Annotated in this window: 13 protein-coding genes; 8 read left to right on the forward strand and 5 right to left on the reverse strand. The window is 64.8% G+C overall.

What is annotated here, in order from left to right; genetic code table 11:
* Positions 1–14: 14 nt before the first annotated feature.
* Complete coding sequence (locus tag OE856_RS10945; RefSeq protein WP_263716153.1) at positions 15–1292, reverse strand: peptidoglycan-binding protein; 1278 nt, start codon at positions 1290–1292, stop codon at positions 15–17.
* Between the two features lie 156 nt (positions 1293–1448).
* On the opposite strand from OE856_RS10945, the gene lipB reads away from it, so the two are divergent.
* The 3 genes from lipB to OE856_RS10960 all read left to right on the forward strand — a co-directional run bounded on the left by lipB (position 1449) and on the right by OE856_RS10960 (position 4559).
* Complete coding sequence (gene lipB / locus OE856_RS10950; protein WP_263716154.1) at positions 1449–2111, forward strand: lipoyl(octanoyl) transferase LipB; 663 nt, start codon at positions 1449–1451, stop codon at positions 2109–2111.
* A gap of 228 nt (positions 2112–2339) precedes the next feature.
* Positions 2340–4013: a cytochrome c oxidase subunit 1 gene (locus OE856_RS10955; RefSeq protein WP_263716155.1), complete on the forward strand. Its 1674-nt coding sequence runs from the start codon at positions 2340–2342 to the stop codon at positions 4011–4013.
* The gene (locus OE856_RS10960; RefSeq protein ID WP_412174882.1) at positions 4014–4559 is read left to right on the forward strand and encodes a DUF2244 domain-containing protein; all 546 of its coding nucleotides are present in this window, start codon (positions 4014–4016) and stop codon (positions 4557–4559) included.
* A gap of 48 nt (positions 4560–4607) precedes the next feature.
* On the opposite strand, the gene OE856_RS10965 is transcribed toward OE856_RS10960, so the two are convergent.
* Complete coding sequence (locus OE856_RS10965; protein ID WP_263716157.1) at positions 4608–5066, reverse strand: GatB/YqeY domain-containing protein; 459 nt, start codon at positions 5064–5066, stop codon at positions 4608–4610.
* A 181-nt stretch (positions 5067–5247) separates the two neighbouring features.
* On the opposite strand from OE856_RS10965, the gene carA reads away from it, so the two are divergent.
* Positions 5248–6408, forward strand: coding sequence for a glutamine-hydrolyzing carbamoyl-phosphate synthase small subunit (gene carA / locus OE856_RS10970; protein WP_263716158.1), 1161 nt, complete (start codon positions 5248–5250; stop codon positions 6406–6408).
* A gap of 99 nt (positions 6409–6507) precedes the next feature.
* Positions 6508–8370, forward strand: a complete 1863-nt coding sequence (locus tag OE856_RS10975; RefSeq protein WP_263716159.1) for a glycosyltransferase — start codon at positions 6508–6510, stop codon at positions 8368–8370.
* Here the strand turns inward: OE856_RS10975 and OE856_RS10980 are convergent.
* Positions 8367–9020: a GntR family transcriptional regulator gene (locus OE856_RS10980; protein WP_263716160.1), complete on the reverse strand. Its 654-nt coding sequence runs from the start codon at positions 9018–9020 to the stop codon at positions 8367–8369. The genes OE856_RS10975 and OE856_RS10980 overlap by 4 nt on opposite strands.
* Positions 9021–9109: 89 nt before the next feature.
* Between OE856_RS10980 and OE856_RS10985 the strand changes: the two genes are divergently transcribed.
* From OE856_RS10985 to OE856_RS10995, 3 genes are all read left to right on the forward strand, one after another.
* Positions 9110–9766 carry a pyrimidine 5'-nucleotidase gene (locus tag OE856_RS10985; RefSeq protein ID WP_263716161.1) on the forward strand — a complete coding sequence of 219 codons (657 nt, stop codon included), beginning with the start codon at positions 9110–9112 and terminating at the stop codon, positions 9764–9766.
* Positions 9767–9853: 87 nt separating this feature from the next.
* Positions 9854–10057, forward strand: a complete 204-nt coding sequence (locus OE856_RS10990) for a hypothetical protein (protein ID WP_263716162.1) — start codon at positions 9854–9856, stop codon at positions 10055–10057.
* Between the two features lie 61 nt (positions 10058–10118).
* Positions 10119–11318 carry a UbiH/UbiF family hydroxylase gene (locus OE856_RS10995; RefSeq protein ID WP_263716163.1) on the forward strand — a complete coding sequence of 400 codons (1200 nt, stop codon included), beginning with the start codon at positions 10119–10121 and terminating at the stop codon, positions 11316–11318.
* On the opposite strand, the gene OE856_RS11000 is transcribed toward OE856_RS10995, so the two are convergent.
* Together OE856_RS11000 and OE856_RS11005 are read right to left on the reverse strand one after the other, a co-directional pair.
* Entirely contained in the window at positions 11315–12433 is a 1119-nt protein-coding gene (locus OE856_RS11000) for an aminotransferase class V-fold PLP-dependent enzyme (RefSeq protein WP_263716164.1), read from the reverse strand. The two genes, OE856_RS10995 and OE856_RS11000, sit on opposite strands and share 4 nt — an antisense overlap.
* A 77-nt stretch (positions 12434–12510) precedes the next feature.
* A complete protein-coding gene (locus OE856_RS11005) occupies positions 12511–13269 on the reverse strand; it encodes a hypothetical protein (RefSeq protein ID WP_263716166.1) in 759 nt (252 codons plus the stop codon).
* Positions 13270–13273: the final 4 nt, after the last annotated feature.

A 13273-nucleotide genomic window follows, 5' to 3' on the forward strand; every position in this document is an offset into this window, starting at 1 on the left:
CCGGTATCGCGGGCCTAGTTCGCGATCGAGAATGACGGCAGCGATGCGGGTTGCGGCGCGGCAGATTGCGCGGGCCCCGCGGCGCGGCCGTTGATCTGGTAGGCGGCGTTCATGATCAGGCTGTTACGCTCGGGCTGGCCGGGGGCAAAGACCGGCGTTGCGCCATTGTCGATGGCGTCCGAGGCCGACTGATACCAGGTCAGCGCCAGGTCGGGCCGGCGGGTCGCGCCAAAGCCCTGAGCCAGGTGGTGGCCCATCAGTTCGCCATAGGGCTGTTCACCCAGCGCCGTCAGCAACAGCGCCGAGCCCAGCGCCACGTCCATGTCATCGGTGCGATAGCCCACGGACAGGCAGATCCGCGCGGTGCCGGCCAGTTGTTCCAGCGACATGCCCGAGTTCAGGATGAACCCGCCCACGCCCTGCAACACCTCAGCCTGCGGTTTCAGCGACAGCGCGGCGACATGTTCCTTCATCGCCGGACCAAAGCCCGCACATTGCTGGGCGATCTGGTCGCTGGAGAAGCCCTGAACCTGCTGGGCCAGTTCCTCGCCCCGGGCGATGGCATAGGTGCGCGCCAGGCAGAACTGTTCGTTCAGCGCAAAATTGGCGTCGGTCATCGCGGCCTGGGTGGTAAAGCCGCCATTGCTGTTGGTCAGCAGGCTGACCTTGTTGCAATGCGAGGCCAGCGAGGGCCGGCCGGACTGGGCGACGAAATTCGGCAAGGCGGGTGTTTGAGGCGCGGCCTCTTCGACAGGGGCAAAGGCCATGGTGCCCTGCTGTTGGGGCAGCGGCGTTTGCGGTGCCATCGGGGTGGTGGCCATGGTGGGCGGAATGCCTGCGGCCTCTTGCTGATAGGCCTTGAGCAGCCCGCGCGTGCCCATCTGGTTTTGCGCAACCAGCTGCGTGGTGGCCGCCCCACCCGTGATCGCGCGGTGATAGGACGACACCAGGAAGCTGCGTTCGTAATCGGTCAGGTATCCCGAGGGCGGATAGCCCATGAACACCTGATATTGCGAAATCGCCGTGCGCGAGTTGCGCCCCAGCACCCCGTCGGGCGAACCAGCCGCGAAGCCGAAGTAGTTGAGCGAGGTCTGCACCTCGGCATTCTGGGCGCGCGTGGCCGAGGGCACGTGACGTGTGGTGTAGGTCTGGCGCTTGGGCTTGTTCGATTCCTTGACGATCGCGCCGCCGATGATCCCGCCGATGATCCCGCCGGCAAGCGCGTCGCCGGCATCGGCCGCGGCGCGGCCCGCAGGCACGGACACGGCGAGACTGGCAGCTAGAATGGACATTGTAATCTGTTTGCTGAACATGGCATCACTCCCTGAAAGCCCCCGAAAGGGGGCTGGCGGAATGCCCGAAGAGCAGAGGTTCGGCATTTCGCCGTCAAAGGATCATTGTCGGACTCGGCCCCGCGGCCTGTCAAGGCAGGAATAGGAGACCCTGATATGGTCGAATGGCGCACAACGGACGGGCTGACCGATTACGATGATGCGGTCGCCTTTATGGAAGAACGCGCCGCCGCCATTGCCGAGGGCCGCGCGGACGAGCTGATCTGGCTGGTCGAGCACCCGCCGCTTTACACCGCCGGCACCTCGGCCCGGCGCGAAGACCTGACCGACCCCGACCGCTTTCCGGTCTATGACACCAAGCGCGGCGGGCAGTATACCTATCACGGCCCCGGCCAGCGCGTGGCCTATGTGATGCTGGATGTGGGCAAGCGCGGCCATGACGTGCGGCGGTTCGTGCATCAGCTTGAAAGCTGGGTGATCGCCACGCTGGACGAATTCAACATCAAGGGCGAGATCCGCGAAGGCCGTGTCGGGGTCTGGGTCACCCGCAACGACAAACCGCTGAACGCCGACGGCACCCCGCGCGAGGACAAGATCGCCGCCATCGGCATCCGGCTGCGCAAATGGGTCAGCTTTCACGGCATCTCGATCAATGTCGAACCTGATCTCGACCATTTCGGCGGCATCGTCCCCTGCGGCATCCGAGAGCATGGCGTGACCAGCCTGGTCGATCTGGGCCTGCCGGTGACGATGGCCGATCTCGACGTGGCGCTGATGGCCAGTTTCGGGCGAATCTTTACAGACGACCCCGCCGGCTAAACCCGCATCTGGCGGACATATTCACGATCCGTGTTGATTTTAGCGCCCCAACCGGTAATTTGCGCGGCGACCAGTGTCGCAAAACGGCTGTTATAATGAGGGAAATCCGTCGCGAAAGCGTAACGGAGCATTGCCCAGTCTGTCTGCGCACACTAAAAGCAGGGTCAGGGAAACTTGCGGCGAACCCCCGTGTTCGCCTGCATTAACATTAGGAACGGGAGGCAACGCATGGCCGACGCAGCCATTCATAGCCACGACGGACATGACAAGCGGGGGTTCTTTACCCGCTGGTTCATGTCGACGAATCATAAAGACATCGGGATTCTCTATCTCTTCACCGCAGGTATCGTGGGCTTCATTTCGGTCTGCTTCACGGTCTACATGCGTCTGGAGCTGATGGAGCCGGGCGTCCAGTATATGTGCCTTGAGGGCGCGCGTTTCACGGCTGCTGCCGCGGGCGAGTGTACCCCGAACGGCCACTTGTGGAACGTTCTGATCACCGGCCACGGCATCCTTATGATGTTCTTCGTGGTTATTCCGGCGCTGTTCGGCGGTTTCGGCAACTTCTTCATGCCGCTGCAGATCGGCGCACCGGACATGGCCTTCCCGCGCCTCAACAACCTGTCGTACTGGCTGTATGTGACCGGCACCACGCTGGCCGTTCTGTCGGTTCTCAGCCCCGGCGGCAACGACCAGCTGGGCTCGGGTGTTGGCTGGGTTCTGTATCCGCCGCTGTCGACCAACGAGGGCGGCTATTCGATGGATCTGGCGATCTTTGCCGTGCACGTGTCGGGCGCCAGCTCGATCCTGGGCGCGATCAACATGATCACCACCTTCCTGAACATGCGCACCCCGGGCATGACCCTGCACAAGGTTCCGCTGTTCGCCTGGTCGATCTTTGTCACCTCGTGGCTGATCCTGCTGTCGCTGCCCGTTCTGGCCGGCGCCATCACCATGCTGCTGACCGACCGTAACTTCGGCACCACCTTCTTCTCGCCTGCCGGCGGCGGTGACCCGATCCTGTACCAGCACATCCTGTGGTTCTTCGGTCACCCCGAAGTGTACATCGTGATCGTGCCCGGCTTTGGCATTGCCAGCCACGTGATCGCCACCTTCTCGCGCAAGCCCATCTTCGGCTACCTGCCGATGGTCTACGCGATGGTCGGTATCGGCGTTCTGGGCTTTGTCGTGTGGGCGCACCACATGTACACCGTCGGCATGTCGCTGACCCAGCAGTCGTACTTCATGCTGGCCACCATGGTGATCGCGGTGCCAACAGGCATCAAGATCTTCTCGTGGATCGCGACGATGTGGGGCGGCTCGGTTGAATTCAAGACGCCGATGCTGTTCGCGATGGGCTTCCTGTTCCTGTTCACCGTGGGCGGTGTGACCGGCATCGTGCTCGCGCAGGCCGGTATCGACCGCGCCTATCACGACACCTACTATGTGGTTGCGCACTTCCACTACACCATGTCGCTGGGTGCGGCCTCGTGTATCTTCGCGGGTGTCTACTACTACATCGGCAAGATGTCGGGCCGTCAGTATCCCGAGATGCTGGGCAAGCTGCACTTCTGGATGTTCTTCATCGGTGCGAACCTGACCTTCTTCCCGCAGCACTTCCTGGGCCGCCAGGGCATGCCGCGCCGTTACATCGACTATCCCGAGGCCTTCGCCAAGTGGAACGAACTGTCGAGCTATGGCGCCTTCCTGTCCTTCGCCTCGTTCGTTCTGTTCATCGGCATCGTCGCCTACACCCTGTTCGCAGGCAAGCGCGTGACCGAGAACAACTATTGGAACGAATACGCCGATACGCTGGAATGGACCGTGTCCTCGCCGCCGCCGGAGCATACGTTCGAGACGCTCCCCAAGCAGGAAGAATGGGACAAGGGCCACGCCCACTAAATGCCCTATGAATGGGAAACAGATCTGACAGGGGCCCCGGTGAATTCCGGGGCCTCTTCGCATGCAGAGGGCGCGGCGCCGCTGGCGGTGCTGCACCTGTGGCCCTACCGGTCGCTGCCCCGGCGCGGGTTCGTGATCTTTATCGGGGCCACGTTCGCCCTGCTCAGCCTGCCGCTGATCGCGGCCTTGGGCACGCCGGTGCTGTGGGGGCTGTTGCCCTTTGTGCTGGGGGCGGTGGGGCTGACCTGGTATCTGATCGAGCGGTCCTACAAGGATGGCGAGATCCTGGAAGAACTGCGCCTGTGGCCCGACCGGATCGAGCTGACCCGGCACGAGCCGCGCGGCCCGGTCAGGGAATGGCACGCCAATCCCTATTGGATCGCAGTAATCCGCCACGGCAAGGGCGCCCCGGTCGAGCACTACCTGACCCTGCGCGGCGGCCCGCGCGAGGTCGAGATCGGCGCCTTCCTGACACCCGAGGAACGGCTGGCGCTCAAGGACGAGCTGGAAATCAGGCTGGCCGCCCTGCCCCGCATCCCGACATGAAAAAGGCGCCCCAGCGGGCGCCTTTTTCGTTCAATGCTGTCGCGAGCCTTAGCCCAGGCGATCCTTTACCATCGGCCCGACGCTGCCGAAATCCATCTGGCCGGTGTATTTGGCCTTGAGTGCGGCCATCACCTTGCCCATGTCGCGGATCGAGCTGGCCCCGGCCTGCGCGATGGCGGTGTCGATGGCCTTGGCCACCTCGGCATCGTTCAGCTGCTTGGGCAGGAACTCCTCGATCACCTCGATCTCGGCGCGCTCGCGTTCGGCCAGATCAATCCGGCCACCTTCGTCATAGGCGCGGGCGCTTTCCTTGCGTTGCTTGACCATGCGGCCAAGGATTTGCAGCACATCATCGTCGGTCACCGCCGTGTCGCCGTCTTCGGCGCGCCGGGCAATATCCATATCCTTGATGGCCGCATTGATCAGCCGAAGCGTCGACAGACGGTCGGCTTCCTTGTTTTTCATCGCGTCCTTAAGGCCGGCCGCGATGCGCGTTCTCATATCCATTCCGGTTCTCTCATCCCCGTGAGTCCGAGTTTTTGAAAATACCGGGAATAGGCGCGCTGTGCAACCGCAGCAAGAAGATTCTCAACCGCCTGAAAAGTAACGGAAAGGCATTTGCCCTGCCCCCTTGACCCTGTGGCCCCCCGCGCCTAGGTTCCGGCCAATTTGAGCTTTGGAGCCCATCATGACTGCCACCGCACAGAAATCCCGCCCCACCGCCTGTCTCACTCTTGCCGATGGCACCGTATTCTACGGTCAGGGCTTCGGCGCCACGGGCGATACGGTGGCAGAGCTGTGCTTTAACACCGCGATGACCGGCTATCAGGAAATCATGACCGACCCGTCCTACGCGGGCCAGGTGGTGACCTTTACCTTCCCGCATATCGGCAACACCGGCGTGAACCCCGAGGATGACGAGACCGGCGATCCGGTCGCCGCGGGCATGGTGGTGAAATGGGACCCGACCGAGCCCAGCAACTGGCGCTCGACCGAGCGGCTGACCGACTGGCTGGCCAAGCGCGGCCGCATCGGCATCGGCGGCATCGACACCCGCCGCCTGACCCGGGCGATCCGCCAGCAGGGCGCGCCGCATGTGGCGCTGGCCCATGACCCCGAGGGCAACTTCGACATCGAGGCGCTGGTCGCCAAGGCGCGCGCGTTTTCGGGCCTTGAAGGCCTGGATCTGGCCAAGGACGTGACCTGCGCCCAAAGCTATAAATGGGATGAAATGCGCTGGGCCTGGCCCGACGGCTACACCAAGCGCAGCACGCCCGGCCGCAAGGTCGTGGCGCTGGACTTTGGCGCCAAGCGTAACATCCTGCGCTGCCTGGCCTCGGCCGGTTGCGACGTGACCGTTCTACCCGCCACCGCCTCCGCCGAAGAGGTGCTGGCCCATAACCCCGAGGGCGTGTTCCTGTCGAACGGCCCCGGCGACCCGGCGGCGACCGGTGCCTATGCCGTGCCGATGATCCGCGAAGTGCTGGACAAGACCGACCTGCCGGTTTTCGGCATCTGCCTTGGCCACCAGATGCTGGCCCTGGCCCTAGGCGCCAAGACCATCAAGATGAACCACGGCCACCACGGCGCCAACCACCCGGTCAAGGATCTGGACACGGGCAAGGTTGAGATCACCTCGATGAACCACGGCTTTACGGTCGACAGCCAGACCCTGCCCGACGGCGTCAAGGAAACCCATGTGTCGCTGTTTGATGGCTCGAACTGCGGGATCTCGATGACCGATCGGCCCGTGTTCTCGGTGCAATACCACCCCGAGGCCAGCCCCGGCCCGCAAGACAGCTATTACCTGTTCGAGCGTTTCGTGGCCGCGATGGATGCCCGCGCCTGAGGCACAAGCGCCGAAAACGCGGGTTTTCATTGTAGTTTAACCGAATTTTAACCATCGCGCGCCCAGCGTGGCATCTGACTTGCCACGCTCTGGACCGCGATGCCCGAACCGATCGCCCTTCACCACGCCTCGCACCCGCCGCGCGCCCCGCGCCGGGACAGGCGCCCTTTGGGCGCGCTGCTGGTCGAGGATGGCGCGCTGAGCGCCGACGAGCTGGAGCGCGCCCTCTTCATCCAGCGCCGCCGCGACTTGCGGCTGGGCGACGTGCTGCTGTCGCTGGGGCTGGTGACCCAAGATCAACTGACCCGCGCGCTGGCCCGGCAATATGCCGCCATGCCGGTGCCCGCGTCGCAACTGGTGCCCGACCCGCGCCTGGTCGAGGAAATGGGCGTGGTGACGTGCCTGCGCGCGGGCGCGGTGCCGCTGCGGCGGCTTGGCGGAGCGACGGTGATCGCGACCTGCCGGCCCGACCAGTTTGCCGAGCTGGCGCAGAACCTGCCGCACAGCTTTGGCCGGCCGATCATGGCCATCGCCCCCGAACGCCCACTGCATGACGCGCTGCTGACCAGCCGCGACCGGCGGCTGGTGGAAAAGGCCGAGACCCGCCTGCCCGAGCAGGACAGCTGCCGCTTTTGGTACGGGCAGCGGCCCCGCCGGGTGCTGGCGCTGGCACTGGGGCTGCTGGCCCTCGGCGCGGTGGTTGCGCCGGTGACGGTGCTGGGCGCTCTGACGCTGCTGGCGCTGTTGACGATGTTCGCGACAACGGTGCTGAAAGCGGCCTCGGCCATGGTGGCGCAGCCGTCGCAGCCCGTGCGCGGGGCCGCCACGATCGCGCGCAAGCCGGTCGTGTCGATCCTGGTGCCGCTGTTTCACGAACATGACGTGGTCGACCGGCTGATCCGCCGGCTGGGCCGCACGAGCTATCCCAAGGAACTGCTGGAAATCTGCCTGATCACCGAGGCCGGCGATGCCCAGACCCGCGCCATGCTGGACCGGGCCGACCTGCCCTATTGGATGCGCGTCATCACCGTGCCCGAGGGCGGGCTGAAAACCAAACCGCGCGCGATGAATTTCGCTCTGGATTTCTGCAAGGGCTCGATCATCGGCATCTATGACGCCGAAGATGCCCCTGACCCCGATCAGATCAGCCAGATCGTCGCCCTGTTTCATCAACGCGGCCCCGAGGTGGCCTGTTTGCAAGGCGCGCTTGATTTCTACAACAGCCGCACCAACTGGATGTCGCGCTGTTTCACGGCCGAATATGCCAGCTGGTTCCGCATGTTCCTGCCCGGCCTCGACAAGCTGGGGCTGGTGGTGCCGCTGGGTGGCACGACGCTGTTCTTTCGCCGCGCCGCGCTAGAGGAAATCGGCGCGTGGGATGCGCATAACGTCACCGAGGATGCCGATCTGGGCGTGCGGCTGGCCCGGCGCGGCTATCGCACCGAGGTGGTCGATACCGTCACCCATGAAGAGGCCAATTGCCGGGTCTGGCCCTGGGTGCGGCAGCGGTCGCGCTGGATCAAGGGGTTTGCCATCACCTGGAGCGTGCATATGCGCAACCCCGCCCAGCTGTGGCGTGACCTGGGGGCCAAGCGGTTCATTGCGTTGCAGGTTTTGCTGATCGGATCAGTGGTGCAGGCGTTGCTGGTGCCGCTGACATGGTCGTTCTGGCTGTTGGCGGCGGGTGCGGGTCATCCGCTGGATGGCGCCGTCGGCCCGCGCGAGCTAAGCGTGGTTGCCGCGCTGTTCACAACGACCGAGCTGGTGAATTTCGCCGTGGCCCTGGTGGCGCTGCGACGCGCACAAAAGGGCCGGCTGTGGCCCTGGCTGTTCACGCTGTTCCTGTATTTCCCGCTGGCGACGCTGGCCGCCTACAAGGCCCTGTTCGAGCTGGTGCTGCGCCCGTTCTACTGGGACAAGACCCAGCACGGCGTTGCGGACGATCAGGCCGATCTGGCCTAGGTTTCGTCGCCGTATCCGGCTGCGTCCAGACGCAGGCGTTCCTCGTAGGAAATCGAGATATGGGATTTCATCGACTCATAGGCAGCGGTGCCGTTGCGGTCGCGGATCGCATCGACGATGGCCTGATGCTCCTCAAGCGCGCGGGTGCTGCGCCCCTTGGCCGCCAGCGACGTCGTGGCCAGCAGCGCCATCGACCGGTGCACCAGATCAAGCTGCTGCACCAGGAAATGATTATGCGAGGCCAGATGCACCTGCTTGTGAAAGCGCCGGTTGGCGCGCGACATGGCGTTGGGGTCACCCACCAGCGCCTGATCGCCTTCGACCATCTCGGCCAGCACGCGAATTTCCTCGGGCGTGGCATGGCGCGCGGCCAGGCGGGCGGCCAGGCCCTCCAGCTCTCCGCGCACGACGTAAAGTTCGGCCAACTGGTTGTGATTGAGCGAGGCCACGATCAGGCTGCGCCCGTCGCGTGCAAGCAGGGACTGGGTTTCCAACCGCTGCAACGCCTCGCGCACCGGGGTGCGTGAGACGCCGAACCGTTCGGCCAGTTCGCTTTCGACCAGCCGGTCGCCCGGTTTATAGATCCCGACATCAATCGCATCGAGGATCAGCGCATAGGCGTCCTTATGGGCGGGTTTCAGATCTTTCATCCCTGTCTCCGGTTCAGGCCCCACAGGCTAGTCTCGCCATCGGGCACGAATCAAGGCTACCATTCGCCCAGCACTGGAATGGACGCAACGTGAAACCATCACCTAACCTCGATTTCGCACATATCAATGCCTGGGTCTTTGATCTGGACAATACGCTCTATCCGCCCGAGGCGCGGCTGTTTGATCAGATCGAACTGCGCATGACCGATTGGGTGATGCAGGAGTTGCGTGTGCCGCGCGCCGAGGCCGACCGGCTGCGGCAGGTCTATTGGGCCGAATATGGCACCACGCTGGCCGGGCTGATGGCGCTGCATGATATCGACCCGGCGCCCTATCTGACCCATGTGCATGACATTGATCTCAGCCACCTGCCCCACGCCCCCGATCTGCGTGCGGCGATCTCGGCCCTGCCGGGGCGGCGGATCGTCTATACCAACGGGTCGGCCCCCTATGCCCAGCGCGTGCTCGAGGCGCGCGGGCTGGCGGGGCTGTTCGATGCGGTTTACGGGGTCGAACATGCCGGCTTTCGCCCCAAGCCCGAGCGCGCGGCGTTCGAGGCGATCTTTGCCCGCGACGGGCTGACACCAGGTACCGCCGCGATGTTCGAGGACGACCCGCGCAACCTGGCCGCCCCTCATCAGATGGGAATGCGCACGGTGCATGTGGCCCCATCGGCCTGCCCCGCCCCGCATATCCATCATCACACCGATGATCTGGGCGGGTTTCTGGCGCGGCTGGGGGTCTAGGCGTTAATGCCGCGCTGCGGCAATATGTGACATACCAGATATATCTATATCGGGCGATACAGGGCGCATCATCAAAGGAGACGCGCCATGACCACCCTGACAGCCGACATTCCTGCAACCCCCGCCCCCCGCCGCCCCGGCCAGACCGTCATGATCTATCTGGTCACGCTGCTGGCGCTTGCGCTTTGGGGCGTCAGCTTTTTCCTGTGGGGCGTTCCGGGCCTCTATCTGCCGGCCGTGGCGTTGGTGCCGGTGATTTTCCTCCTGCTTCTGATCGTCACACGAGGGTGACGTTTTGGCCTCTGGCCCCCGCGCCCGAATGGGCCTATCTGTGGGGGCCGGAGGACATGCGATGGACCGTATCAGCACCGACATCCTGATTTCCGGCGGCGGCGTGGCCGGGCTGACCGCTGCGGCCGCCTTTGGCAGCGCCGGTTTCAACGTGATCTGCGTCGACCCTGCCCCGCCCGTCACAGATGGCGACGCCGCGGGGGCCGACATGCGCACCACCGCCTTTCTGCAACCCTCGTTGCAGGTGCTGCGCGACGCCGGCCTGTGGGATCGCCTGGCGCCCCATGCCGCCGATCTGCAAATCATGCGCATTGTGGACGCCGGCGGCGAAGTGGCCGAACCGCGCATCACCAAGGATTTCGACGCCGCCGATATTTCCGACCTGCCGTTTGGCTGGAACCTGCCCAACTGGCTGCTACGGCGCGAGATGGTCGCGCGGCTGGCCGAGCTGCCCAATGTCGAATTCCGCCCCGGCGTCGCCACCCAATCAGTGCTGACGCGCGAGGCCGAGGCACTGGTGACCCTTAGCGATGGCACGCGGGTGTCGGCGCGCCTGTTGATCGCGGCGGACGGGCGCAATTCGCCCATGCGCAACGCGGTGGGCATTGATGTCACCACCACCCGCTATGGGCAAAAGGCGCTGGCCTTTGCGGTCACGCATCCCCTGCCCCATGACAATGTCTCGACCGAGGTGCACCGCTCTGGCGGGCCGTTCACCCTGGTGCCGCTGCCCGACCGCGACGGCAAGCCCTGTTCGGCCATCGTCTGGATGGAGCACGGCCCCGAGGTTCTGCGCCTTGCCGCGCTGCCCGAGGCCGCGTTCGAACAGGAAATGAACGCGCGTTCAGCGGGTCTTTATGGCCAGCTGACCCTTGTCACCCCGCGCAGTGTCTGGCCGATCATCAGCCAGATCGCCGAGCGGTTCGACGGCGAGCGCACCGCCCTGCTTGCCGAGGCCGCTCATGTGGTGCCGCCTATCGGCGCGCAGGGGCTGAACATGTCGCTGGGCGATCTGCGGGTACTGCTGGAGCTGGCCCAGGCCGATCCGGCGAACCTGGGCAGCAAGGCCATGCTGACCGCCTATAACCGCCGCCGCTGGCCCGAGGTCAAGGCGCGCGTCACCGGCATTGACCTGCTCAACCGCGCCTCGATGATGGGCGCGCAGGGGCTGCGCGACATGCGGGCGGGGGCGCTGAACGCGCTTTATTCCGTCGCGCCCGTGCGCAAGACCTTGATGAAAGCCGGGTTGGGCGTGCGCTAAAGCACCTGATCGACGACTGCGCGCAGCCGACCCAGCGTGCCGTCGACATCATATAGCTTGTCCAGGCCGAACAACCCGATACGGAAGGTGCGGAAATCGTCGCCCTCGTCACAGGCCAGCGGCACGCCGGCCGCGATCTGCATTCCCAGCGCCGCGAATTTCGATCCGTTCTGAATATCAGGATCGTCGGTATAGCTGACGACCACGCCCGGCGCACCGAACCCGTCGGCCGCCACGGATGTCAGCCCCTTGTCGGCCATCATCACCCGCACGCCATTGCCCAGCGCCCATTGCGCCTCGCGCAGGCGCTCGAACCCATAGTCGCGGGTTTCCAGCATGGTGTCGCGGAACGCCCGCAGCGCGTCGGTGGGCATGGTGGCATGATAGGCATGGCCGCCGTTTTCATAGGCCTCCATGATCGTCAGCCATTTCTTGAGATCGATGGCAAAGCTGTCGCTGTCGGTATGGTCGATGCGGGTGCGCGCGGCCTCGGACATCATCACCAGCCCGGCCGAGGGCGAGGCAGACCAGCCCTTTTGCGGCGCCGAGATCAGGATATCGACCTTGCAGGCCTGCATATCGACCCAAACCGCGCCCGAGGCGATGCAGTCCAGCACCATCAGCGCGCCCACATCATGCGCTGCCTGAGCCATCTGGGTGATATAGTCATCGGGCAGGATCACCCCGGCCGAGGTTTCCACATGCGGGGCAAAGACGATATCGGGGCGGTCTTCGTGAATTTTCGCCACGACCTCGTCAATCGGGGCCGGGGCGAACGGAGCGTTTGGGCCATTGCCCACGCGCCGCGCCTTCATCACGGTGCTGGATGCGGTGAACCCGCCCGCCTCGAAGATCTGGCTCCAGCGATAGGAAAACCAGCCATTGCGCACGACCAGCGCGCGGCGGTCGCGGGCGAACTGGCGGGCGACGGCCTCCATCGCGTAGGTGCCGCCGCCGGGCACGATGGCGACGGAATGGGCGTTATAGACCTGTTTCAACAGGCCCGAGATGTCGCGCATCACCTGCTGAAACGCCTTCGACATGTGGTTCAGCGACCGGTCGGTGAAGACGACCGAGAATTCCTGCAAACCGCCGGGGTCGATATCGTGGGTCATGGGGGCCTCCGTTGTTTGTGACAGATGACCCGTTTCCGCGCGCCGGGGCAAGCGGTGGAACGCAAAGCGCCGTGGGGTCAGTCGGCGCCAAGCGCCCAGTCGGCATTGGCAAAGATCGCGTCGGCCACGCGCATGGCCTTGGCGGCCAGGTCTGGGTCGGTGTCGTCGGACAGGGCCGTTGCCACGATCCGGTCATAGAGCGCCTGCGAGGTGTAGAAGGCAAAGGCGGCGCTGTTGCCGCTGGCCTCCCAAAAGGCGGTGATCCAGATCGTCGGGCGGCCCTGGCACCAATCGGCCCAGAGTTTCGGGATCAGGTCGTGATCGGGCATGGCCGCGACCTGGGCAAAGAGGTCATCCAGCGGCCAGCCCGCGTTGCCGAACATGCACAGCACGTCATCCAGCGCGTTTTCGCGCCGCCGCACCTGATCGTGCAGGAACTGGCGTTGAAACCCGTCCAGCACCTGCCATTGCGCGTCGGTCCACTGGCTGCGATCCCCGGTGGGAAAGCGGCTAAGGCTGACCTCTAGCCCCGCATAAGACGGGTCTTGCCCGCAGGCCAGAACCTCTAGCACACGGGGCAGCAGATACATCCAGACCGATTTGGCCAGCGGCGGGTTGCAGGCGGCAAAGAACCAGTCCTGCACATAGGTCAGCGGCATCTCGCGGATGGGTGGGTTCAGGAAATCGGCCTCGATCTCGGGATCCATGCAGCAGTCGGTGCACACCCCGGTGGCGGGCGGCGTGGCGCAGGCAAAGGCACCATAGGCCGCGTCGATCAGGGCGGCATAGGGGCTGTCTTCGGCCAAGCGGGCGCCGATGTCAGGTTTCGCGGTCATGGAT

It is taken from the genome of Actibacterium sp. XHP0104 (assembly GCF_025751515.1).
Classification (GTDB): domain Bacteria; phylum Pseudomonadota; class Alphaproteobacteria; order Rhodobacterales; family Rhodobacteraceae; genus Actibacterium_D.